Origin of the sequence: Nocardioides sp. YIM B13467 (genome assembly GCF_042788075.1) — a bacterium.
In the GTDB taxonomy this organism is placed as follows: domain Bacteria; phylum Actinomycetota; class Actinomycetes; order Propionibacteriales; family Nocardioidaceae; genus Nocardioides.
Map to the genome: position 1 here is coordinate 3320950 of NZ_JBHZPJ010000046.1, position 23311 is coordinate 3344260.

At 65.9% G+C, this 23311-nt stretch carries 25 protein-coding genes and 1 pseudogene; 18 read left to right on the forward strand and 8 right to left on the reverse strand.

The features are described 5' to 3' along the window. Window positions 1-34 precede the first annotated feature (34 nt). A complete protein-coding gene (locus ACFX43_RS23110; RefSeq protein WP_378835644.1) occupies window positions 35-805 on the reverse strand; it encodes an enoyl-CoA hydratase/isomerase family protein in 771 nt (256 codons plus the stop codon). A gap of 56 nt (window positions 806-861) precedes the next feature. On the opposite strand from ACFX43_RS23110, the gene ACFX43_RS23115 reads away from it, so the two are divergent. The 4 genes from ACFX43_RS23115 to ACFX43_RS23130 all read left to right on the forward strand — a co-directional run bounded on the left by ACFX43_RS23115 (window position 862) and on the right by ACFX43_RS23130 (window position 6605). After that, window positions 862-1308 (forward strand): GNAT family N-acetyltransferase, encoded by a 447-nt coding sequence (locus ACFX43_RS23115; protein ID WP_378835647.1) that lies wholly within the window; start codon window positions 862-864, stop codon window positions 1306-1308. A 241-nt stretch (window positions 1309-1549) separates the two neighbouring features. Continuing rightward, a complete protein-coding gene (gene ileS / locus ACFX43_RS23120; protein WP_378835652.1) occupies window positions 1550-4780 on the forward strand; it encodes an isoleucine--tRNA ligase in 3231 nt (1076 codons plus the stop codon). 134 nt (window positions 4781-4914) lie between these two features. Beyond that, window positions 4915-5868, forward strand: a complete 954-nt coding sequence (locus ACFX43_RS23125) for a type IV toxin-antitoxin system AbiEi family antitoxin domain-containing protein (RefSeq protein ID WP_378835656.1) — start codon at window positions 4915-4917, stop codon at window positions 5866-5868. Between the two features lie 56 nt (window positions 5869-5924). Continuing rightward, complete coding sequence (locus ACFX43_RS23130) at window positions 5925-6605, forward strand: class I SAM-dependent methyltransferase (protein WP_378835663.1); 681 nt, start codon at window positions 5925-5927, stop codon at window positions 6603-6605. A gap of 14 nt (window positions 6606-6619) precedes the next feature. Here the strand turns inward: ACFX43_RS23130 and ACFX43_RS23135 are convergent, their stop codons facing one another. Beyond that, window positions 6620-7090, reverse strand: coding sequence for a DUF6069 family protein (locus tag ACFX43_RS23135; RefSeq protein ID WP_378835666.1), 471 nt, complete (start codon window positions 7088-7090; stop codon window positions 6620-6622). 173 nt (window positions 7091-7263) lie between these two features. Here ACFX43_RS23135 and ACFX43_RS23140 point away from each other — a divergent pair, with 173 nt between their 5' ends. Then, entirely contained in the window at window positions 7264-7740 is a 477-nt protein-coding gene (locus tag ACFX43_RS23140) for an aromatic ring-opening dioxygenase LigA (protein WP_378835669.1), read from the forward strand. 53 nt (window positions 7741-7793) lie between these two features. On the opposite strand, the gene ACFX43_RS23145 is transcribed toward ACFX43_RS23140, so the two are convergent. Genes ACFX43_RS23145 through ACFX43_RS23155 form a run of 3 tightly spaced genes read right to left on the reverse strand, consistent with a single transcriptional unit; the run spans window position 7794 to window position 10017 of the window. Further along, the gene (locus ACFX43_RS23145) at window positions 7794-8606 is read right to left on the reverse strand and encodes an ABC transporter permease (RefSeq protein WP_378835675.1); all 813 of its coding nucleotides are present in this window, start codon (window positions 8604-8606) and stop codon (window positions 7794-7796) included. Next, window positions 8603-9565, reverse strand: a complete 963-nt coding sequence (locus ACFX43_RS23150) for an ATP-binding cassette domain-containing protein (protein WP_378835682.1) — start codon at window positions 9563-9565, stop codon at window positions 8603-8605. The genes ACFX43_RS23145 and ACFX43_RS23150 overlap by 4 nt, the downstream gene beginning before the upstream one ends. Then, the gene (locus ACFX43_RS23155; RefSeq protein ID WP_378835697.1) at window positions 9562-10017 is read right to left on the reverse strand and encodes a nitroreductase/quinone reductase family protein; all 456 of its coding nucleotides are present in this window, start codon (window positions 10015-10017) and stop codon (window positions 9562-9564) included. The genes ACFX43_RS23150 and ACFX43_RS23155 overlap by 4 nt, the downstream gene beginning before the upstream one ends. Window positions 10018-10116: 99 nt before the next feature. Between ACFX43_RS23155 and ACFX43_RS23160 the strand changes: the two genes are divergently transcribed. The 12 genes and pseudogenes from ACFX43_RS23160 to ACFX43_RS23215 all read left to right on the forward strand — a co-directional run bounded on the left by ACFX43_RS23160 (window position 10117) and on the right by ACFX43_RS23215 (window position 19589). Then, window positions 10117-10917 (forward strand): TetR/AcrR family transcriptional regulator, encoded by an 801-nt coding sequence (locus ACFX43_RS23160; protein WP_378835704.1) that lies wholly within the window; start codon window positions 10117-10119, stop codon window positions 10915-10917. Between the two features lie 21 nt (window positions 10918-10938). Next, complete coding sequence (gene dapE / locus ACFX43_RS23165; protein ID WP_378835711.1) at window positions 10939-12024, forward strand: succinyl-diaminopimelate desuccinylase; 1086 nt, start codon at window positions 10939-10941, stop codon at window positions 12022-12024. Continuing rightward, window positions 12021-12740 carry a TIGR00730 family Rossman fold protein gene (locus ACFX43_RS23170; RefSeq protein ID WP_378835715.1) on the forward strand — a complete coding sequence of 240 codons (720 nt, stop codon included), beginning with the start codon at window positions 12021-12023 and terminating at the stop codon, window positions 12738-12740. Before dapE ends, ACFX43_RS23170 begins: the two co-directional genes overlap by 4 nt. After that, a complete protein-coding gene (locus tag ACFX43_RS23175; protein WP_378835720.1) occupies window positions 12733-13083 on the forward strand; it encodes a DivIVA domain-containing protein in 351 nt (116 codons plus the stop codon). Before ACFX43_RS23170 ends, ACFX43_RS23175 begins: the two co-directional genes overlap by 8 nt. Window positions 13084-13554: 471 nt before the next feature. Next, a pseudogene (locus tag ACFX43_RS23180) lies at window positions 13555-13875 on the forward strand (hypothetical protein); the annotation flags it as partial. 24 nt (window positions 13876-13899) lie between these two features. Continuing rightward, the gene (locus ACFX43_RS23185) at window positions 13900-14223 is read left to right on the forward strand and encodes a YbaB/EbfC family nucleoid-associated protein (RefSeq protein ID WP_029326155.1); all 324 of its coding nucleotides are present in this window, start codon (window positions 13900-13902) and stop codon (window positions 14221-14223) included. Window positions 14224-14237: 14 nt separating this feature from the next. Beyond that, entirely contained in the window at window positions 14238-14834 is a 597-nt protein-coding gene (recR, locus tag ACFX43_RS23190; protein WP_007615147.1) for a recombination protein RecR, read from the forward strand. 18 nt (window positions 14835-14852) lie between these two features. After that, on the forward strand, window positions 14853-15077 hold the full coding sequence (locus ACFX43_RS23195; protein WP_007408755.1) for a YaaL family protein: 225 nt from the start codon (window positions 14853-14855) through the stop codon (window positions 15075-15077). 60 nt (window positions 15078-15137) lie between these two features. Further along, window positions 15138-15401, forward strand: coding sequence for a pro-sigmaK processing inhibitor BofA family protein (locus tag ACFX43_RS23200; RefSeq protein WP_003150686.1), 264 nt, complete (start codon window positions 15138-15140; stop codon window positions 15399-15401). A 290-nt stretch (window positions 15402-15691) separates the two neighbouring features. Beyond that, window positions 15692-17224, forward strand: coding sequence for a multiple monosaccharide ABC transporter ATP-binding protein (gene mmsA / locus ACFX43_RS23205; RefSeq protein WP_378835744.1), 1533 nt, complete (start codon window positions 15692-15694; stop codon window positions 17222-17224). 6 nt (window positions 17225-17230) lie between these two features. Beyond that, on the forward strand, window positions 17231-18517 hold the full coding sequence (gene mmsB / locus ACFX43_RS23210; RefSeq protein WP_160025709.1) for a multiple monosaccharide ABC transporter permease: 1287 nt from the start codon (window positions 17231-17233) through the stop codon (window positions 18515-18517). Window positions 18518-18713: 196 nt separating this feature from the next. Continuing rightward, the gene (locus ACFX43_RS23215; protein WP_378835756.1) at window positions 18714-19589 is read left to right on the forward strand and encodes a 1,4-dihydroxy-2-naphthoate polyprenyltransferase; all 876 of its coding nucleotides are present in this window, start codon (window positions 18714-18716) and stop codon (window positions 19587-19589) included. Between the two features lie 104 nt (window positions 19590-19693). On the opposite strand, the gene ACFX43_RS23220 is transcribed toward ACFX43_RS23215, so the two are convergent. The 3 genes from ACFX43_RS23220 to ACFX43_RS23230 form a co-directional block, all read right to left on the reverse strand. After that, window positions 19694-20704, reverse strand: a complete 1011-nt coding sequence (locus ACFX43_RS23220) for a type IV toxin-antitoxin system AbiEi family antitoxin domain-containing protein (RefSeq protein ID WP_378835761.1) — start codon at window positions 20702-20704, stop codon at window positions 19694-19696. A 237-nt stretch (window positions 20705-20941) separates the two neighbouring features. After that, entirely contained in the window at window positions 20942-22207 is a 1266-nt protein-coding gene (locus ACFX43_RS23225; protein ID WP_378835765.1) for an MFS transporter, read from the reverse strand. 161 nt (window positions 22208-22368) lie between these two features. Beyond that, entirely contained in the window at window positions 22369-22542 is a 174-nt protein-coding gene (locus ACFX43_RS23230) for a hypothetical protein (RefSeq protein WP_160025706.1), read from the reverse strand. Between the two features lie 468 nt (window positions 22543-23010). On the opposite strand from ACFX43_RS23230, the gene ACFX43_RS23235 reads away from it, so the two are divergent. Beyond that, on the forward strand, window positions 23011-23277 hold the full coding sequence (locus tag ACFX43_RS23235) for a hypothetical protein (protein ID WP_091043078.1): 267 nt from the start codon (window positions 23011-23013) through the stop codon (window positions 23275-23277). The last annotated feature ends 34 nt before the right edge of the window (window positions 23278-23311 follow it).

The window sequence follows — 23311 nt, forward strand, 5'->3', positions numbered from 1 at the left end:
CCCTCGCGGAACGAGCGCCTTTCGGCCAATGATTTCAGCCGGTGAAGCTGGGCGGCCGCTTCTCCAGGAACGCGTTGATGCCCTCGCGGCCCGAGGCCGAGCCACCGAGGGCGGAGATCGACTGCGCCTCGCGCCGCAGGGCCGACTCGGGGTTGGGGTCGGCGACGTCGCGGATCAGGTGCTTGGTGCTTGCCAGCGCCTCCGGGGAGCCGGCGAGGAGGGTCGCGACGACCTCGTCCACAGCGGCGGCGAGTTCCTCGGCCGGTACGACGCGGGCGACCAGCCCGGCCTCGAGCGCCTCGGTCGCCGAGAGCATGTCGCCCAGCAGGGTCAGCCGGAGCACTCGGTGCAGGCCCAGGGTGTGCACGAGGAGAGAGCCGCCGCCGTCGACCGACAGCCCGACCTTGGCGTAGGCCAGGCTGAACTTCGCCTTGTCGGCGGCGATCACGATGTCGGCGGCCGCGGCCAGCGGGAACCCGACCCCCGCCGCGGTGCCCTGGACGGCGCTGACCACGATCGCGTCGCAGCGGACGAGCTCGGTGATGATCCGGTTGGCGCCCTCGGCGAGCTCGAGGATGTACGGCCCCAGGTCATCGGCGGCCGCGAACCCTGCCAGGTCACCGCCGACGGAGAAGTACTTCCCCTCCGCAGCCAGCACGATCACCCGCGCCGAGTCCGCCTTCGCGCGCAGGATCGCCGCCAGCATCTCCGCGCCCGCCTCGGGCTTGAAGACGTTGCCCCGGTCCGGGTTGGTCATCGTGATGCGGGCGCAACCATCGGCGTACTCGTAGCGAATCAGGCTCATGCGCGCATCCTGCCAGGTGCCGAGACGAGGTGTCCGCACACCGATATGGTCGCGACGTGATCACGGTGCGCCGGGTGGAGGTTGAGGAGACGTATCCGTTGCGGGCGAAGGTGTTGCGCAACGGTGGGCCGCCGGAGGCGGCGAGGGTGCCGGGGGATGACGGTCCCGAGGTCGCGACATACGCGGCGCTGGATGCCGGCGGGAACATCGTCGGGTGCGTCGGGCTCTTCCCGGAAGCATGCCCTGACCTGGCCGAACATCCCGGGAAGGGGTGGCGGATCCGGGGGATGGCGACGGCGGACGGATGGCGCGGCAAGGGTGTCGGAGCCGAGGTGCTGCAGGCGGCGCTGGACCACGTCGCGGCCAGAGGCGGCGGGCTGGTCTGGTGCAATGCGCGTACGCCGGCGGCGGCCTTCTACGCGAGAGCCGGGTTCGTCGAGATCGGCGAGCCGTGGGACGACCCCGAGATCGGTCCGCACGTGCGGATGTGGCGCGCGGTGTAATCGGGTTCGCGTGGTGGGCGCCGGGCGGCGTACTCTCTTCCTTACAGGCGTTCGAGCCGTCATCAGCGGCGAGCCCCGGGAAGAAAGCCTCCAGGTAGATCGAAGGCAAGTAGAACCCGGCGGGAGTGGCCCGTCACAGCCGTAACGAAGTGGTCCGGCAGGACAAGCAGGGTGGTACCGCGGTCGAAAGATCGTCCCTGTGGTGAAGACAACCCACTACCACCCAGCAGGAGATGCGTCGATGGCCTATCCGAAGGTCAACTCAGCCAAAGTCCCGGCCAGCCCACGCTTCCCGGAGATCGAGACGCAGATTCTCGATTACTGGAAGAAGGACGGGACCTTCCAGGCGAGCATCGACAACCGTGACGCCGGGGAGAACGGCGAGAACGAGTTCGTCTTCTACGACGGCCCGCCGTTCGCCAACGGCCTGCCGCACTACGGCCACCTGCTGACCGGCTACGTGAAGGACATCGTCCCGCGCTACCAGACGATGCGCGGCAAGCGCGTCGAGCGGCGCTTCGGGTGGGACACCCACGGCCTGCCCGCCGAGCTCGAGGCGATGCGCCAGCTCGGCCTGAAGACGACCGACGAGATCGTCGAGATGGGCATCGACAAGTTCAACGCGGCCAGCCGCGCCTCGGTGCTGAAGTACACCGGCGAGTGGCGCGACTACGTCACCCGCCAGGCGCGCTGGGTGGACTTCGACAACGACTACAAGACCCTCAACCCCGACTACATGGAGTCGGTGATCTGGGCGTTCAAGACGCTCTACGACAAGGGCCTGGTCTACGAGGGCTTCCGCGTCCTGCCCTACTGCTGGCAGGACGAGACCCCGCTGTCCAACCACGAGCTGCGGATGGACGACGACGTCTACAAGGACCGTCAGGACCCGGCCGTCACCGTCGGCTACGCGCTCGACGCCACCGGTGAGGACGAGGTCCTCGACGGCGCCCACATCCTGATCTGGACCACCACGCCGTGGACCCTGCCGTCCAACCTCGCCGTCATGGTCGGCTCCGAGATCGACTACGTCGTGGTCGATGGCCCGGTCCCGGGCACCGACAAGACGGCCAAGTACCTCCTCGCGGAGGCTCGCCTCTCGGCGTACCAGAAGGAGCTCTTCCCGGAGGCGGACGAGGCGACGGTCCTGGGTCGCTACAAGGGTGCCGAGCTGCTCGGCCGCACCTACCAGCCGCCGTTCTCCTACTACGCCGGTCACCAGAACGCCTTCCGGATCGTGGCCGCCGACGACGCCGTCACCACCACCGACGGCACCGGGGTCGTCCACACTGCCGGCGCGTTCGGTGAGGTCGACAAGGAGGTGACCGACCGCGAGAACATCGAGGCGGTCATGCCTGTCGGCAAGGACGGGCGCTTCACCGCGCCGGTGGTCGACTACGCCGGTGTCCAGGTCTTCGACGCCAACCTGCAGATCATCGACCACCTCAAGGCGGTCACCCGCGGCGAGGCCGGGGGATCGGTGACCGCGGGCACGATCCTGCTGCGCCGCGAGTCCTACAACCACTCCTACCCGCACTGCTGGCGCTGCCGTCAGCCGCTGATCTACAAGGGCGTCTCGAGCTGGTTCGTCGAGGTCACCAAGATCAAGGACCGGATGCTCGAGCTCAACCAGCAGATCCGCTGGGTGCCCGAGCACATCCAGGACGGCCAGTTCGGCAAGTGGCTGGAGAACGCCCGCGACTGGTCGATCACCCGCAACCGTTTCTGGGGATCGCCGGTGCCGGTGTGGAAGTCCGACGACCCGGCCTACCCGCGCCTGGACGTCTACGGCTCGTTCGAGGAGCTGGAGCGCGACTTCGGCACCCTTCCCAAGGACGCCGAGGGCAACCCCGACCTGCACCGTCCGTACGTCGACGACCTGGTCCGTCCCAACCCGGACGACCCGACGGGCAAGTCGATGATGCGCCGGGTCTCCGACGTCCTCGACGTCTGGTTCGACTCCGGGTCGATGTCGTTCGCCCAGAACCATGTCCCGTTCGAGAACGAGGAGTGGTTCCAGCACCACTTCCCGGGCGACTTCATCGTCGAGTACATCGGCCAGACCCGTGGCTGGTTCTACACCCTGCACATCCTGGCGACCGCGCTCTTCGACCGCCCGGCGTTCTCGAGCTGCATCAGCCACGGCATCGTGCTGGGCTCGGACGGCCAGAAGATGTCCAAGAGCCTGCGCAACTACCCCGACGTCAACGAGGTCTTCGACCGCGACGGCGCCGACGCGATGCGCTGGTTCCTGATGTCCTCGCCCATCCTTCGCGGCGGCAACCTGGTCGTCACCGAGCAGGGGATCCGGGACTCCGTACGCCAGGTGATGATCCCGCTGTGGAACAGCTGGTACTTCTTCCAGCTCTACGCCAACGCGGCCGATCTGGAGACCACGGGCTCGACGGCTTCCGAGGACCCGCTGGACCGCTACGTCCTGGCCAAGCTGCGCGACTACGTCGCCGAGATGACCTCGGCGATGGACGACTACTACGTCGCCGAGGCCTGCGAGGCGACCCAGCGGTTCATCGACGTGCTCACGAACTGGTACATCCGGCGGAGCCGGGAGCGGTTCTGGAACGAGGACAAGGCCGCCTTCGACACCCTCTACACGGTGCTGGAGACGGTGACCCGCCTGGTCGCGCCGCTGCTGCCGCTGACCACCGAGGAGATCTGGCGCGGTCTGACCGGTGGCCGCTCGGTGCACCTGGCCGACTACCCGGTCGTCGAGTCCCTTCCCGCTGATGACGACCTGGTCGCGCGGATGGACGCGGTCCGCGCGGTCTGCTCCTCGACCTCCGCCCTGCGCAAGGCGCGCAAGCTCCGCAACCGCCTTCCTTTGGGTGGCCTGACGGTCGTCGGTGCCGACATCGCGGGCTTCGAGGAGATCGTCGCCGACGAGGTCAACGTCAAGTCCGTCCGGCTGCTCGCCGCCGACTCGGAGGAGGCCGGCACCTACGGCATCGAGCAGAAGCTCAGCGTCAACGCCCGCGCCGCCGGCCCGCGCCTGGGCAAGGACGTCCAGAAGGCGATCAAGGGCTCCAAGTCGGGCGACTGGTCGGTCTCCGACTCCGGTGAGGTCGTCGCCGGTGGCCTGGCGCTCGTCGAGGGGGAGTACACCCTCGAGACCGTCGCCGGTGCCGCCTCCGACGACATCGCCGTGACCATGCTGCCGGGCGGCTTCATCGTCCTGGACACGGTCGTCACCCCCGAGCTCGCCGCCGAGGGCCTCGCCCGCGACCTGATCCGCGCGGTCCAGCAGGCCCGCAAGGACTCCGGCCTCAACGTCGAGGACCGCATCACCCTGTCGGTGACCGGCTCCGAGACCGTACGCCAGGCAGCCACCACCCACGCCGACCTCATCTCCCGCGAGACCCTCGCCACGACGTACGACGTGGTCGACTCGCTCGAGGGCAACCCGGTCGACCTGGGCGACGGCGAAAAGGCCCAGATCGCGGTCGCCAAAGTCTGAGCCTGCGAACCCGCGAAGCGGGTCGAGATCCGTCCAGTAGCAGCACGACCTAGGAGGGCCGGGGCCGTATATCGGCTCCGGCCCTCCTAGGTTCTGAGGGGCCGGTGTCGGTGGGCAACGTTAGCGTCATCGGTGTGGGTGCTGTTGTCGACTTCGAGTGGTACTCGACCCTCCTGCAGCTGCAGGCAGGGGTGGTCTCGCGCGCCCAGCTCACCGAGTCCGGCTGGACGAAGTCGGAGATCAAGGCCGCCGTACGCCACAACGAGCTGCGCCGCGTGCATCCACGTGTCTATGTGAACCACACCGGCCCGCTGACCTTCGAGCAGCGCAGCTGGGCGGCGATCCTCTACGCCGGCAAGTCGGCGATCTGCGGGCCCACGCTGGCGGCGCCAGGGACGCAGCGGGAGAGCGATCCGATCCATGTCGCCATCGACCAGAAGCGTCGGGTCGACCCACAGCCGGGGATCGTTCTCCATCGTATGGTCGACCTCGCCGACCACATGTTCCCCGATGTCCTGCCTCGGTTGCGGTTCGAGGACAACCTGCTGCTGATGGCAGGCGAGGCCAGCGACGAGATCGATGTGATCGGCGTGCTCGGGCGCGGGATCGGGCGCCGTGGCGTGAGCGTCGGCGAGGTACGCATGGCGCTGAACCGGTTTCCGAGGCTCCGCCGGCGTGCCTGGATCGCGGAAGTGCTCCACGATCTCGCGACGGGAGCCGACTCGGTCCTCGAGCACGGCTACCTCACCAAGGTGGAACGCGCCCACGGGCTCCCGCTCGGCACTCGCCAAGCGCTCAGGCGCACCTCAGGCGGCAACCAGTATCGCGACATCGACTACGAGGCGTATGGGCTGGTGGTCGAGCTCGACGGTCGTATCGGTCACGACTCGTGGGACGACCAGGGAAAGGACGCCGACAGGGATCTCGACGACCTCGCCCTGGCGAACCGTATGACGGCAAGACTGCGTTGGCGGCAGATCTACGGGACGCCATGTCGCACAGCGACGAGGATCGCCAGAATCCTGGCGAAAGCCGGCTGGAAGAAGCGACCAACCCTCTGTGGCGAGGACTGTCAGCTGGGAATCTAGGAGGGCTGTAGCCCATATCCGGCCCCTACCCTCCTAGGTCGGGCTAGGTTTGTGGCGTGCAGGGGCCGACGTTTCGCGAGCTGGTGGTGCAGGCGCTGTCGTCGGTGGAGCACGGCTACGACCTGCTGGCGCCGAAGTTCGACGCGACCCCGTTCCGGACGCCGGACTGGATGCTGGCCGCGACCATCACCGCCCTGCGGGAGTACGGGCCGTTCGAGCGAGGGCTCGATGTGTGCACTGGCACCGGGGCGGGGCTGGAGCTGCTCGCGGAGGCGACCGCGGAGCGGCCGACGGGGGTCGACTTCAGCATGGGGATGCTCGAGCAGGCCAGGGCCGCTCACCCCGACGCCGATCTGGTGCGGGCGGATGCTCGCGCGCTGCCGTTCGAGGCTGCGTACGACCTGGTGGTGAGCTTCGGGGCGCTGGGGCACTTCCTGCCGGAGGAGCGGCCGGCGCTCTTCGACGGCATCCATCGGGCGCTGCGACCGGGCGGGGTGTTCGCGCTGCCGGTCAGCCGGGCGCCGGGGCCGACCAACCCGGCCTACTGGTTGCTTTCCGGCTTCGACCTGGTGATGCGGGTGCGCAATGCGGTGTGGCGGCCGAAGTTCGTCATGTACTACCGCACTCATCCCAGGCCGGCGCTCTTCGCCGACCTGGCCAACGCGGGGTTCACGGTCGAGACGACGCCGATGCCCGGTGTCGGCGAGCTGATCATCGCTCGCCGACCACCGGGCTGACGTCGGCAGACACCTCAGGCGCGGCGCGGGTTGCGCTCCGCGAGCCGGGCGGCGATGACGGGGATGATCACCACCGCGGCGACGAGGTGAGAGATCACCAGCATGATGTTGGTGGCGTAGGAGTCGGTGACGGCGATCAGGCTGGGCACCATCGAGAGCGCCGTCAGGGTCCAGGCGGTGCGCTTCCAGGTCGAGCGCGGACGCTTGGTGAAGCGGGCCAGGCAGACGGCGATGATGATGCCGATCAGGCCGAGCTCGGCGACGGCCCAGGCGAGCCCGGTCGCGGGGATCGCGGCGGGATCGACGCCGGTGCCGGGGAGTGCGACATTGAACGGCACTCCGACCGCGCGGGCGAAGAACTCGTAGACGCCGGTGACCAGGGCGCCGACAAGGACGGCGGTGACGCTGACGAGCCAGACCGGCATCCGCGCAGCGAACTGACCGCGGGAGGTGGTCGTGGCCTGGGTGTAGGTGCTGGTGCTCATGATGGTGCCTCTCGTCCGGTGGTGGTTTGTCGCGGCCCGTACGGCCGCTTCTCACTCACTCCACGAACGGCCCGACACCGATCCGACAGGTCCCGCGAAAAAAGTTCTGCACGACGAAGATCACACCCTCCAGGGCTATCAATCCAAAGTAAGTCAGGCGAGCCTTAGTCGGCATGACCCGCAAACCTCGGATCGCGAAGCTGCTGAGCCCCCTGATCGGGCTGTTCGGGCTCCTGTTCATCGCCAGTGGCGCCGCCACCTACTACCTGGCCCACACCCAATTGAAGGCGCAGGGGATCACCGTCGCCGACGACGCCTCCTTCCTCGCCGGAGACCACGTCGACGGGCCGTTCTCGGCCTACGCCCAGGCGGCCACCGTCGAGAAGCACGCCCTGGGGATCACCAAGGGCAAGACGTACGCCGAGCTCGAGCAGGAGGACCCGATCCGCGAGGTCGCGGCGGAGTCGTCGTTCGTACGCGCTTCCCTGCTGACCGCGGTCACCGCCTTCGGTCTCTCCGCGCTGGTCGCGGGCCTGGGCGTCGTACTGCTCTTCGTCGCCTTCGCGCTCGGGTCGCTGACCCGGGCCGTCGCGTCGGTGAAGGCGAAGGCCGTGGAGGAGCCCGACGGCCTCGAGCCGGCCACTGCCTGACCCCACCCATTCGCCAACGGGCCCGGGAAGGCATCGCCTTCCCGGGCCCGTTCTCAGCCCAGGCGCCGGAACGCGCGGACGGAGAGCGGGACGAAGACCGCCAGCAGGACCGCGGGCCAGGCGAGCGCCAGAAGCGTCGCGTGGTCGGCGAGCACGCCGGAGGTGATCCCGGTCGGGTTGCCGAAGAGGTCGCGGCAGGCGGTAGCGGTCGCCGAGACCGGGTTCCAGGCGGCGAGGAAGCCGAGCCAGCCGGGCATCGTCTCGGGCGAGACGAACAGGCTCGAGCAGAACCCCAGCGGCCACACCAGCACCTGCACCATCGTCAGCGCACCCTCCATCCGCAGGGTCAGGCCGAGGAAGATGCCCAGCCACAGCATCGCCAGCCGCAGCCAGAGCAGGAGCCCGACCGCGGCGACCGCCTCGAGGAACGTGCCCTCGATCCGCCACCCGATCAGCAGCCCGCCGAGCATCAGGACACCCAGCTGGACCGCCGAGTTGCCGAGGTCGGCGATCGCCCGCCCCAGCGGCACCGCGAGACCGCTCATCGGCAGCGACCGGAACCGGTTGGTGACGCCGCGCTTGGTGTCCTCGGTGACCACGGCCATGGTGCCGTCGATGCCGAACATCATCGTCAGCGCGAGCACTCCGGGCAGCAGATAGGGCAGGTACGACCCGCCGCCCGGCATCTCGATCGCGCCGCCGAACAGGTAGCCGAAGATCAGCAGCATCATGATCGCGAACAGGATCCCGAACACCGGTCCCCACGGCTCGCGCTGCCAGTGCTTGAGGTCGCGGAGGGTGATCACCCAGGTCTGGGTCACGGTCTGTCGCAGGGTGGAGGACAGACCTGAGGTCAGATCAGTCATCGGGCGGCTCCTTCAGGATCGGGTACGTGGCCGGGGGCGGTCAGGTGGAGGAACACCTCGTCCAGGGTCGGTCTGCGCAGCAGCACGTCGTCGACCGTGATGCCGGCGGAGTCGAGGGTGCGTACGACCTCCACGACCGCGGCACCGCCGCCGGCCGCGCCGGCCTCGACGGTGACCTCGTGCCGGTCGGGGTCGACGACGGCGAGGGAGCCGAGGACGCCGGCCATCCGGGCGAGGTCGTCCGGCCCCGTCGCGGTGATGATCACCCGGTCACCGCCGAGATCGCTCTTGAGCGCAGACGGGGTGCCCTCGGCGATCACCCGGCCCGCGCCGAGCACGGTGACCATGCCGGCGAGCTGGTCGGCCTCGTCCAGGTACTGCGTGGTCAGTAGCACCGTCGTCCCGTCGGCGACCACCTGCCGCACCATCTCCCAGACCTCGTGACGGCCGCGCGGGTCCAACCCGGTGGTCGGCTCGTCGAGGAAGAGGATCCGCGGACGGGTGACCAGACCGGCGGCGATGTCGAGGCGCCGCCGCATCCCGCCGGAGTAGCCCGAGACCTTCCGGTCGGCGGCCTCGGTGAGGCCGAAGGCGTCGAGGAGCTCGCCGGCGCGGCGTACGGCATCGGGTTTCGGCAGGCCGTGCAGGCGGCCGAACATCACCAGGTTCTCCCGGCCGTGGAGGGCCTCGTCGAGCGCGGCGCTCTGCCCGACCAGGCCGATCGTGGAGCGGACCTGGGCGGGGTGGCGTACGGCATCGTGACCGCCGACGCGCACCTCGCCGGCATCAGGTCGGGTCAGGGTCGCGAAGACGTTCACCGCGGTCGACTTGCCGGCGCCGTTGGGTCCGAGCAGGGCGTGCACGGTGCCGGCGGCGACCTCGAGGTCGAGGCCGTCGAGCGCCTGGGTGTCGCGGTAGCGCTTGCCCACGCCGCGCGCGGACAGGGGAGTCGAGGTCATCGGCCCACCTCGATCCGGAACACGCCGCAGCGGCCGGCGACCGCCTCGAACGCCTCCGGCGTCACCGCCGTGACCACACCGGCGTCGAGCATGATCTTCGCGCCGTCCGTCATCCGCTCCGGCCAGGCCCGGAGCACGGTCAACGCCTCCTCGCGCTCCACCTCCACGAGACGCACCTGCTCGGTGTCTTTGCCGATCCGGAGAGTGGCGCGGCCGGCGGCGGCACGTACGTTGCGGGCCCAGTCGGCTCCCGGAAAGCCTTCGAGCAGATAGCGGCGTCCGTCCAGGTCCAGGACCGAGAGGGGGGTGCTGCGGGGTTTGCCGCTCGCGCGGCCCGGCACGGTGAGCACCGGCAGCTCCTTCATCCCGAGCCCGGTCTTCGACAGGGTCATGAAGACCTTGTTCATCGGCTTGAGCCAGCGCGGCGGGACCGGCTTCGCGTCGTTCGGCATACACGTTCCTCCAATTTCGTACGCTGTACGAAGATGTCAACGGGGTGACTGTAGCATTTGTTCCGTACGACGTACGAAATTATTCCGGATGAGGTTACGATGAGCGACGTGCCGGACCAGCCAGACCAGTCGGACCCCTCCCTTCGCCTGCTGTGGCGCCATCGGAGCGGGGCGCGCGAGGAGCCCAAGCCGAAGCGGGGCCCGAAGCAGAAGGTGAGCGTCGACGAGATCGTCGACGCCGCGATCGACCTCGCCGACGCCGAGGGCCTGGCTGCCGTGACGATGCGCGCGATCGCCCAGCGCTTCGGCCTGGGTGCGATGACGCTCTACTCCTACGTGCCCAACCGGGATGCGCTGCTGGTGCTCATGGCCGACCAGGTGACCGGCCGCGCCGAGCTGCCGGAGCTGCCCGCGGATCCGCGCAAACGCCTCGAGCTCGTCGCCAACCTCACCCACGACGAGCTCCGGGCCCATCCGTGGCTGCTCGAGGTGCAGGACGTACGCCCCTGGCTCGGGCCCAACATGAGCGACCGCTACGAGTGGCAGCTGCGGGCCGTCGACGGTCTCGGGCTCTCCGACCTGGAGATGGACCAGACGGTCGCCGTGCTGATCGGCTTCGCGGGCAACATCGCCCGCAGCGAGCTCATGAAGCGCCGCGCCGAGCAGGTCACCGGGATGACCGAGTCGGAGTGGTGGGAGGCCAACTACGACACGCTGAGCGAGGTCATGGCGGGCAGCCACTATCCGCTGGCCAACCGGGTCGGCACCGCCGCCGGCGAGGCCTACCAGGCGGCCACCGACCCTGCGCGAGAGCTCGACTACGGGCTGGCCCGGATCATCGACGGCGTGCTCGCGCACGTCGACCGCCGGTCAACCGGTGCGGCCGACGATCTCTCATGACGGGCTGGTTGACTAGCGCCTGTGACAACCAGTCCTGACACTCCCGAGATCGACCTGACGACCGACGTGGTGACGCTGACCCGGCAGCTGATGGACATCGACTCGGTGAGCCTCAACGAGCTCGAGCTGGCCGACGCCGTGGAGCGGGCGCTGGCTGCGTACGACCACCTCGTCGTCGAGCGGCGGGGCAACTCGATCGTGGCGCGCACCGACCTCGGCCTTCCCGAGCGCATCGTCATCGCCGGCCACCTCGACACGGTGCCGGTCAACGGCAACTTCCCGAGCCGCCTCGACGAGGCCACCGGCATCCTCCATGGCCTCGGCGCGTGCGACATGAAGTCCGGCGACGCGGTCATCCTCAAGCTCGCCGCGACCCTGCGGACGCCGAACCGCGACGTGACGTACGTCTTCTACGACGCGGAGGAGATCGAGGCGGTCCACAACGGTCTCGGCAAGCTCGCGGCCAGCGAGCCCGACCTCCTCGCCGGAGATTTCGCGATCCTGATGGAGCCCTCGAACGCCGGCGTCGAGGCCGGCTGCCAGGGCACGCTGCGGGTGGAGGTACGCACCACCGGCGAGCGCTCCCACAGCGCCCGCTCCTGGCGCGGCGTCAACGCGATCCACAAGGCCGGCGAGGTGCTCCGCCGCCTGGAGTCGTACGTCCCGCGCAAGCCGGTCATCGACGGGCTGGAGTATCACGAGGGCCTCAACGCGGTCTTCGTCGCCGGGGGAGTGGCCGGCAACGTGATCCCCGACGAGTGCGTGGTGACGGTCAACTTCCGCTTCGCGCCGGACCGGAGCGAGGAGGAGGCGCTGGCGTTCGTGACCGAGTTCTTCGAGGGCTACGACGTCACCCTGACCGACTCGGCCCCGGGTGCGCTGCCCGGCCTGGACCGGCCGGCGGCGAAGGACTTCATCGCTGCCGTCGGCGGCGAGGTCGGGCCCAAGTTCGGCTGGACCGATGTGGCGCGGTTCACGGTTCTCGGCATACCGGCGGTCAACTATGGTCCAGGTGACCCGATGTTCGCCCACAAGGCCGACGAGCACGTGCGGATCTCCGAGATCACCGCGTGCGAGCAGGCCCTTCGTGATTGGTTGACCGCATGACCCGACGCAGCGGCTCCGGCCCACGCCCCACCAAGGGGCGCCCCGCCGGCAGCACCACCGACCAGCGACTGCTGGACAGCTCCGGCCACGGCGACTGGGTCCACACCGATCCGTGGCGGGTCATGAAGATCCAGGCCGAGTTCGTCGAGGGATTCAACGACCTCTCCGAGATCGGTCCGGCGATCAGCGTCTTCGGGTCGGCGCGCACGCCCCAGGACCACCCGACCTACGCCCAGGCCGAGGCGATCGGCCGGGGCCTGGCCGAGGCCGGCTTCGTGGTGATCACCGGCGGTGGCCCGGGCACGATGGAGGCGGCCAACAAGGGCGCTCTCGAGGCCGGTGGCGAGTCGATCGGCCTCGGCATCGAGCTGCCCTTCGAGGCCAGGCTCAACGACTACGTCAACTTCGGGCTCAACTTCCGCTACTTCTTCGTGCGGAAGATGATGTTCGTGAAGTACTCCCAGGGCTACATCGTCATGCCCGGCGGTCTCGGCACCATGGACGAGCTCTTCGAGGCGATGACGCTCTCCCAGACCAAGAAGATCACCCAGTTCCCGATCGTGCTGATGGGCGTCGAACACTGGCAGGGGCTGCTCGACTGGATGCGCGAGACGATGCTGGCCGACGGTCGGATCAAGCAGAGCGACCTGGACATGATCACCCTCACCGACGACGTGGACGAGGCGGTCGAGCTGATGCAGAAGGCGCGTGACTGAGGCGATGGGTTGGATCTTCGCGGCACTCATCGTGCTGGCTCTCGGAGGAGTCGCCCTCGTAGCCGCCGGGACAGGCGCGCCGATGGGGGAGGAGTACGGCGACCAGCCCGACGCTCTGGTGCCCCGCGACCGCGTCCTGGAGGCGGCAGACCTGCGTCACGTACGTTTCTCGGTGGCCCTCCGCGGCTACCGGATGGACGAGGTGGACGCTCTGATCGCCCGCCTTGCCGAGGAGGCAGAATGGCGTGAGTCGACCGCGGCCGGGGATGCCGGTGCCGAGGTCGGAGTCGGGGGACTCACATCACATACGCCCGAGCCCGATTCGGGCTCGCCCGACGACTAGGACAGAATCGCTGCCGTGAGCTTCGCTGCCGTACTCGTCTACGCCGTGACCGCCCTGGTCGCGGTGATCGTCGCGCTCACCTATCTGAAGCCACATCTCCTGCAGCCGCAGGAGGCGGGGCTGCCGCCCAAGATCCACCTGTACGCCGGCGCAGCCGGCCTCCTGGTCTGGGCCCTCTTCCTCGCCTCGCCGTCGTCGTTCTTCCTCGGCGGCGACATCCCGGGCGTGATCGGGCTCTTCGGGATCTGGCTCGCCGCGATCGCGGGCCTCTACCTGCTCGCCCGCCGGCTCAAGGAGCAGCGCGCCGCAGCCTCCGGCCACGACGACTACGGCTATGACGACGGCTACGACGACTACGCCGAGGAGTACGCCGAGGACGGCTATGCCTACGACGAGACCGGCTACGCAGACGCCGGTTACGACGACTACGCCGAGCCTGACGGCCGGGCGGGCTTCGCGGACCCGCGCCGNGCTCTTTTGAATGACAGTGAACCGGTGGCTGCTGCTCAAAAGGCATTTGTGCTTAAATTTAAATACGAAATCCATTGTAAAATGGTTGCAGAAGACAATAACGGAGTCCGTACGAATCTTGAACAGATTCTCGAATCAATGCTCGGGAAAAGAATGGATTTGATTGGCGTTCCGGAAGCACAATGGGGTAAAATAAGAGAAGAATTTTTAAATGATCACCAGCAGGAAAGTGAAGGATCAAACGAACCGGCTGAAGAAGATCCGCTGATTGCAGAGGCGAAGAAACTTGTCGGAGCGGATTTAATCGAAATAAAAGACTAATAAGATGAAAGAGAGTGATTGAATATGCGTGGCGGAATGGGAAACATGCAAAAAATGATGAAACAAATGCAAAAAATGCAAAAGGATATGGCGAAGGCTCAGGAGGAGCTTGCTGAAAAAGTGCTTGAAGGCACAGCGGGCGGCGGAATGGTGACTGTAAAAGTCAACGGCCAAAAAGAAGTTGTAGACGTTGCCATTAAAGAAGAAGTCGTTGATCCGGAAGATATCGAAATGCTTCAGGACCTGATTCTTGCCGCAACAAACGACGCCCTCAAAAAAGTGGATGACATGACGAATGAGACAATGGGACAATTTACAAAAGGAATGAACATACCGGGTTTATTCTAGGGGGATAAATAAACATGCAGTATCCTGAACCAATATCAAAGCTGATTGACAGCTTTATGAAATTGCCAGGGATCGGACCGAAAACAGCGGTTCGTCTGGCTTTTTTTGTTCTAGGTATGAAAGAAGACGTGGTATTAGATTTCGCGAAAGCATTAGTAAATGCGAAGCGCAACCTGACATATTGTTCGATTTGCGGACATATTACAGATCAGGACCCTTGTTATATATGTGAGGACACAAGAAGGGATAAGTCTGTTATTTGTGTCGTGCAGGACCCTAAGGATGTTATCGCAATGGAGAAAATGAAGGAATATAACGGCCAGTATCATGTTCTTCACGGCGCGATTTCACCAATGGACGGCATCGGCCCGGAGGATATTAAGATTCCGGAGCTGCTGAAACGTCTTCAGGATGATCAAGTGACAGAAGTCATTCTCGCAACCAACCCTAATATTGAAGGGGAAGCAACAGCGATGTATATATCAAGGCTGTTAAAGCCCTCAGGCATCAAGCTCTCCCGTATTGCCCACGGTCTGCCCGTCGGCGGTGATTTGGAATATGCTGATGAGGTCACTCTTTCAAAAGCTCTTGAAGGAAGACGTGAATTGTAAGGGAGGAAAAGGCAAGGCATGGGTTTTCTTCGCAGAAATACATTAAGAAAAGAGTTTGACGAGAAGCTGATAGAACAGCTCTTTAAACAAAAAGAAGAATGGAACAGGCAGAAGAGTCTGGTCGAGAAAAGTCTCGAGCCCTCCGCTGAGGTGTTGTTTGAGCTGAAAGTCGCTGAATCTAAATACTTTTTCTATTTAAAAGAAGCGAAGCAGCGGAATTTGAAAATGAGCAGATGGAAGTAAAAGGTCTATTCTCCGGGGTCTTCTCATAAGCTTGTACTAAACAAGCGAGGGGGAAGATTCATGGAGCCTTTTTTCATTATCGGTTTGATTGTCGGTCTGGTTGCTTTGCTTTTTTTATGGGGAGTATCTTCAAAACCGCTAAGATGGATTGGTGTGACTGCGATTAAGTTTATTGCCGGCGCGATTTTGCTGGTGGGTGTGAACTTGTTCGGAGGCAGTCTCGGTATTCATATCCCTGTTAACCTGATTACAACGGGCATCAGCGGGATTCTGGGGATTCCCGGCATCGCTGCTTTGATAGTCATTAAACGCTTCATCATTTAATTTGTCGATTATTGTTGACATGTCGGATTAAGGGTGGTATTCTAATATACGTCGCTGATGACGAAACGAATTTTTGAAAAAGAAATTTTAAAAAGTTGTTGACGGCACTAACACTGATGTGTTAAGATAATTAAGTCGCTTCAAGAGCGGTGGACAAAGTTCTTTGAAAACTAAACAAGACAAAACGTACCTGTTAATTCAAAGTTTTAAATAAATCGCACAGCGATGTGCGTAGTCAGTCAAACTACTTTATCGGAGAGTTNTGCACCTGGCCAGATAGCAGGAACCACATGAGCTCACCGATCCTGGAGATGCGCGGCATCACCAAGGAGTTCCCCGGCGTCAAGGCGCTCTCCGACGTCAACCTCGTCGTCAACCGCGGTGACATCCACGCGATCTGCGGTGAGAACGGCGCCGGCAAGAGCACCCTGATGAAGGTGCTCAGCGGGGTCTACCCCCACGGCACCTACAGCGGCGACATCGTCTTCGAGGGCGAGACCGCGAAGTTCGCCAACATCCGGCAGAGCGAAGCCGCCGGCATCGTGATCATCCACCAGGAGCTCGCCCTCATCCCCGAGCTCTCGATCGCGGAGAACATCTTCCTCGGCAACGAGACCGCCAAGCGCGGCATCATCGACTGGGGCCGCGCCAACCGCGAGGCGATCGACCTGCTCGCGCGGGTCGGCCTGCGGGAGAACCCGCTGACGCCGGTGAAGAACCTCGGCATCGGCAAGCAGCAACTGGTCGAGATCGCCAAGGCGCTCTCGAAGGAGGTCAAGCTGCTCATCCTCGACGAGCCGACCGCCGCCCTCAACGACGACGACTCCCAGCACCTCCTCGCGCTCCTGGAGGGGCTGAAGGAGAAGGGGATCACCTCGATCATGATCAGCCACAAGCTGAACGAGATCGAGCAGATCGCCGACGAGATCACGATCATCCGTGACGGCCAGAGCATCGAGACCCTCTCCGTTGCCGGCGGTGGCGTCGACGAGGACCGGATCATCCGCGGGATGGTCGGCCGCGACCTCGAGAACCGCTTCCCCGATCACACCCCCTCCATCGGGGACGTCCTCTTCGAGGTGCGCGACTGGACCGTCATGCACCCTCAGGACAGCCACCGTGAGGTCATCCGCCAGGCCAACCTGTCCGTGCGAGCCGGCGAGATCGTCGGCATCGCGGGGATGATGGGCGCGGGACGTACGGAGCTCGCGCGGTCGATCTTCGGGCGCTCCTACGGCTCCCGGACCTCCGGCTCGCTGGTGCTGGACGGCGAGGAGCTGCAGCTCAACACGGTCACCCAGGCGATCGATGCCGGCATCGCGTACGTCTCGGAGGACCGCAAGGGCCTGGGGCTCAACCTCATCGACGACATCAAGACCTCGATCACCGCGGCGGCGCTGAAGAAGCTGCGCTCCGGGCTCGTCGTCGACGAGCACAAGGAGGTCGTGGTCGCCGAGGGCTACCGCAAGAACCTCAACATCAAGGCGCCCTCGATCACCGCCGGGGTCGGGAAGCTCTCCGGCGGCAACCAGCAGAAGGTGGTGCTGTCCAAGTGGATGTACACCGACCCGAAGCTGCTGATCCTCGACGAGCCGACCCGAGGCATCGACGTCGGCGCCAAGTACGAGATCTACGGGATCATCCAGGAGCTCGCCCGCAGCGGTCGCGGCGTACTGGTGATCTCCTCCGAGCTGCCCGAGCTGCTCGGCCTGTGTGATCGCATCTACACGCTCGCCGAGGGCGTGATCACCCATGAGTTCGACCGCTCAGAGGCCACCCAGGAGTCCCTGATGCGCTACATGACCGCGGACGCGAGGAAGTAACCCCCGATGAATGCCCTGCTCAACACGCTGCGCGGGAACGTCCGCCAGTACGGGATGATCATCGCTCTGGCGGCGATCGTCATCCTCTTCCAGATCTCGACCGAGGGCGTGCTGCTCAAGCCGCTCAACGTCTCCAACCTGGTCGTCCAGAACGCCCAGATCCTGATCCTGGCCATCGGCATGGTGATCGTGATCGTGGCGCGTCACATCGACCTCTCGGTCGGCTCCGTGGCCGCTTTCGTCGGCGCCGCCGCGGCGATCATGATGACCCAGTACGACTTCCCGTGGTGGGTCGCCGTCTTCCTCGGCCTGCTGATCGGCACCGCCATCGGTGCCTGGCACGGTTTCTGGGTGGCGTACGTCGGGATCCCGGCGTTCATCGTCACGCTGGCCTCGATGCTGCTCTTCCGCGGTCTGACCCTGGTCGTGCTCAAGGGCGCGACCGTCGGTGGTCTGCCCGAGCAGTTCAAGGCCATCGGCAACGGCTTCCTGCCCGAGATCGGGCCGGACACCGGGTTCCACAACCTGACGCTCCTCATCGCGGTGGCCGCCGTCGGTGTGCTGATCTTCCTCGAGGTGCGTCGCCGCAACGCCCAGATGGCGTACAACTTCGACGTCCTGCCCTTCCCGCTCTTCGTGGTGAAGCTGGCGCTGCTGACGATCGTGATCATGTACTTCGCCTACCTGCTCGCCGACGCGCGCGGGCTGCCGATCGTCGGGCTGATCCTGGCCGGGCTGATCGTGGTCTACACGTTCATCATGAACAAGACCGTCTTCGGCCGGCACGTCTACGCGATCGGCGGCAACGTCGACGCCGCCACGATGTCCGGCGTCAACACCAAGCGGGTCGACTTCCTGGTCATGATGAACATGGGGCTGCTGTCCGGCCTCGCGGGCCTGGTCACGACCGCCCGCCTGACCGCGGCCAACCCCAAGGCCGGCGTCAACTTCGAGCTCGACGCGATCGCCGCCGCCTTCATCGGTGGCGCGGCCGTCACCGGTGGTGTCGGCACCGTCGTCGGCGCGATCATCGGTGGTCTCGTCATGGGTGTCCTCAACAACGGCATGTCGCTGCTCGGTGTCTCCATCGACTGGCAGCAGGCCATCAAGGGCCTCGTGCTCCTGCTCGCCGTCGCCTTCGACGTGTGGAACAAGCGCCGCACCGCCGGGTCCGGTGGTGCCGGTGCCGAGGCTGCCGAGCCCAGCGCTCCGCCGCCCGACAAGCTGGCCGAGGAGATCGAGGCCATGGAGGCCGAGCTCAGCGTCGACTCCAACGATCCTCCGAAGACCTGATCCATCCCCCACACCCCCACCCCGCGACCCCTGCCTCCCCCCGGGCAGGGGTCGCTGGGTTTTCGGGGTTGGCGTGAGCTCGTGTAACACGCTGTTCGTAGGACTATCCGGTCGCTCAGATAGGGCGAGTAGTCCTACGAACAACGTGTTACATCCCCGCGGCACCTGCAACGAGCCGTCGGTGTTGAATAGCGGGGTGGCAAACTCTGCTCAGTGGCTCCAGGGAGCCCGTCCTCGCACCCTCCCCGCGGCGCTCGCGCCGGTCATCGCCGGCACCGGGGTGGCTGCGTACGCCGGTGGCTTGGTCTGGTGGAAGGCGCTGCTCGCTCTCGTGGTGGCGCTGGCGCTGCAGGTCGCGGTCAACTACGCCAACGACTACTCCGACGGGATCCGGGGGACCGACGACGAGCGCGTGGGCCCGCTGCGGCTGACCGGCTCCGGCCTCGCCACGCCGTCGTCGGTCAAGCGCGCCGCGTTCATCGCCTTCGGGATCGCCGCGGTCGCGGGCCTGGTGCTGGCGCTGACCTCGGCCTGGTGGCTGATCCTCGTGGGCCTGGTCTGCATGATCGCGGCCTGGTACTACACCGGCGGCTCGCGCCCTTACGGCTACGCCGGCCTCGGCGAGGTCATGGTCTTCGTCTTCTTCGGACTCGTCGCGGTCATCGGCACGACCTACGTCCAGACGCAGACCTGGGAGTGGGGCGCGCTGTGGGCCGGTGTCGGGATCGGCGCGATCACCTCCGCGCTCCTCGTCGCCAACAACCTCCGCGACATCCCCGGCGACACCGAGTCGGGGAAGATCACCCTCGCCGTACGCCTCGGCGACGCACGCACCCGCTGGCTCTACGTCGCCCTCGTGGCCGTCGCCGCCATCTCCGTCGTGCTCGTGGCCCTGACGACCTCCTGGTGGGCGCTGCTCGGTCTTGGGTTCATCTCGGTCGCCGCTCAGGGCGTACGCACCATCCTCGACCGCACCAACCTCGGCCCCCGCCTGATCCCCGTCCTCCAGCAGACCGGGCTGGCCACGCTGGTGTGGGGGCTGCTGGTCGGCGTACCTCTGCTGTTCGTCTGAGTTGCGTCGCCCTCGCTGTAACACGCTGTTCGTAGGACTATCCGGTCGTTCTGATAGGGCGAGTAGTCCTACGAACGACGTGTTACATCAGGGGCGTCGCGGAATCAGGCAGCTCTCGAACGACGTACGCGGAACCGCTCCAGGTCTGAGATGTCGGTGCCGAAGGCTCGGCAGGTGGCTAGGTACTCCCGATCCAGGCGGTCCTTGAGGTAGTCGCGCTGCCGGCCGAAGAGATCGGCCCATTCGACCCGTGACATGCCGAGATGAAAGCCGTGGGCCCAGTCTTGTCGGCTTTTCTCCTCGGCGAGGATGTCGTCGACCGACCGGAGCGCCAGGCCTCCATCTGCGGTGGAGACATACTTGCTCCGGCCGTCGAACTCGAAGATGTGACGACCCACCCGGAGATCGAATCGAGCAGTGCGTACGCCGTCCGTGATCTCGAACTGGGTCTCGATGCCTGTCAGCCCGAGCTCTTCGAGTACGTCCCGGGTGAGTGACTCCCCAACCGACTCGGCCCCGGCGTACGAGAGTTCGATGGCCTCCCGGGCCAGGCGGCGGTTGGGCCAATTTCTCATGTGTTCGAGGACTTCCCAGAGCTCGTCGACGGATACGCCCATCCGCCGGGCGGAGTCGACGGCCACGACCCCGTACGGCCGTCCGTGCTCGCGAGCGATGTCGATCGCCGTCCGGGCAAGACCGAGCACGTTGAACCCGTTCGCCTCCACGACCTGATCCTCGGAGTAGGGCGCAAGGTGGTGCTTCACGCCCCACTTGTTGTGGGTGCCGACCACGGGTTGGCGAGTGACATGGGTCTGGGCCTTCACGGGTAGGAGGATGCCCATCTCGAGCTCAAGGGCTGCCGTTTCGTGGCTTCGTACGAACGGAACTGTGATGGCCGCACAGGCTGCCCGATCGAGAAGGCGTCGCCTGTCTGTGGGCAGGGTGATGCTCTCGACGTAGGTGCGTTCGGCGTAGACGCCGCGGCGTACGGCCGTCCACGTGCCGCTCTCGACGAGTCGATAGAGCGTGTCGAGATCGAGACCGGATGAGAGTGCCTGGCTGCGAGTGATGAGGCCATGGTTGGCCGCCATGAGCGCTTGGGTACGTGGGTTCATAGCCACAGCCTGTGGCGCGGATCCGACACTCGCCGGCGCTCAACGGCGCCCTGTGGATAACCCCGATACGAGGCGAGCCTGTGGAGAGCGAGTGGCCCGAGGTGGCGCACGGTCGCGTGTAACACGCTGTTCGTAGGACTATCCGGTCGTTCTATTAGGGCGAGTAGTCCTACGAACGACGTGTTACACCGAAACGGCCCCCGAAACGGCCCCCGGAGCAGCCACCTCCGGAAGCAGCTATGCCGGCTCGGGGACGGGCTGGGTACGCCGGGCGAGGTAGCGCTCGGCGGCGCGGGCGGAGGGGTGGACGCCGACCGCGGCGACGACGATGATCCCCGCGATGATGGCCCAGCCGAGGTGGCCGAGCTCCATCGCCAGGAAGGTGTACGCCGCGGGGGCCCAGACGGTGCCGAGGGTGTAGCCGACCTGGGCGGCGCCCTGGTAGTCGCCACGGTGCTCCGGGTCGGAGAGATCGGCGACCAGGCCCCACTCGCCGGCGGACTGGAAGAGCTCGGCGCCGGTGACGGTCACATGGCCGATCCAGACGAGGGCGATCGTGATCAGGCCGACGGTGTCGTGGGTGACCGCGATGATCGCGCAGGAGGCCAGGAAGCAGAGCGCGCCGCGGCGCTGGGCCTTGAGGGACGTCGTCACGTCGGTGACGCCACGGGCGGCGATGACCTGCAGCCCGACGGCCATGACGGTGTTGGTGCCGAACAGCCACGCCAGCAGCACCCGCGGGGCGTCGGTCTCCTGGACCAGCCACAGCGGGATGACGACGTTGAGCAGGACCTGATGGGTGCCGAGCACGCCGTCGAAGAAGGTCGTCGCGAGGAACGCGCGGTTGCGCAGGGCGCCGAGGCGGTCGCGTACATCGGGCTTCATGTCGCCGGGCGAGGCAGCGGTGGCGAGGCGGGGGAGGCGCGAGATCCAGTAGGCGTTGACCAGCAGCACCACGGCGGTCATCAGCGGGACGGCCTTGATCAGGGTGTTTGAGTCGGCGGCCAGGGCGAGACCGCTGGCCAGGGCGCCGAGCGTGTAGCCGACGTTGCGGGCGGCCCGCATGTAGGCGAACCCGCGCACCCGGGTCGCCGCGGGGAAGACCGAGATCCGGTAGGCGTCGCGGCCCGACTTCTGCCAGGAGGAGGCGAGTGCGAGGAGCACCTCGACGGCGACGTACGCCGCGAAGTTGCCTACCAGCACCCAGGCACCGAACAGCAGCGCCTGGAGGACGGCACCGGCGATCCAGCTGAACCGGGTGCCGAGACGGTCCGCGAGTCGGCCCAGGGGGACGGCGAACAAGAAGGTTGCAGCGCCCGCGATCGTGAGACCGAGGCCGACCTGTGCGGCGGAGAGGCCGACGATCTGAGTGAAGAAGACCGCCGAGCCGGTGAGAAAGGTGCCTTCGGCGAAGGCCGACAACACCGACTGGTACGACATCGCCCGGATGAGCGGGTCGTCTGAGAGGACCTTGTCCCTCAACCGGATGAAGTGAGGGGACAAGGCGACTCCAAACTATCTTGACATCGAGACAAGCGCAGTCTTGTCATCGCGGTGTCCGACGTCAAACAGTTATCTGTGCTGATCGGTCCCCAAACCGGGCAGCGAGAAAAAAGGAGTCCATCGCGTCGACGCCCGTGCGTCGGCGTAGGTTGCGGCCGAGGTCAGCGGGTGGAGCCCTCGATCGTGCCGATCACGCCGCCGAAGACGTCGGTGGTGACGCCCCAGATGCCGCCGGCGATTGCGGAGATCGTGCTGGTCAGCCCTTGCGGATCGGTGAACAGCCAGAACCCGACGAACAGGGCGCCGATGACGATGAAGATCTTCTTCTTGTCCATGTGAGCTCGTCCTCCCGAGAAATCCGATTGAATGTGGAGTGAATTCGCGAATCCGGACGCAAGCGCGCGAAACTCGCGAGGTTGCTCCGGGATATAGATTCCCCGAAGTTAGCCTCCCCTCGCAAGACTACGGCGAAGGAGACCGCTGAGCGGGACAGTGTCGCGCACAGCGGTCCGGTGTGCGGCATGACGTCCGGGGGACGCGGTCCGCCGAGCGCTGGTACGCGCGCGGCGTGCACGTGTCGTCAGGTGGAACGAGGTGCGCTACGGCGGTCTGGCGACTACGCTCGTCTCACATGGCGGTGGCGTTTGTCCAGAATGCCGATGCCCGGGAGTTTGCGTCAGCCCGCGGGAGGGGCAAGGCGCCCCCACCCACCGGTGCCGCATGGGGCTGCGCCGGACGGGACAACCGAATACTTCCGGATGTATCCGGCAACCACACCTCACCTCGGGAAAGGGAGCAGAACAATGGCACCGCACCAGTTGATTCAAAGTACGACGCAAGCCGCCGAGTATGGCACCGGCGGCCTGGCCGAATGGATCACCGACAACATCATCACGCTGGTCGTCCTGATCTTGGGCGTCACGGTCCTGTGGGCTGCCCGCAGCGGCAACATCTCGAAGGCTGTCACGATCGTCGGTGGCCTGATCATCGGTCTCGGCGTCCTCGGCCTGGCCGTGGGCAACAACGCCACGGACCTCGGTCAGTGGATGGCTGGTCTCTTCAAGGGGTGAACCCGGTCCCGTTAGCTAACCCAGGGAGGGATCT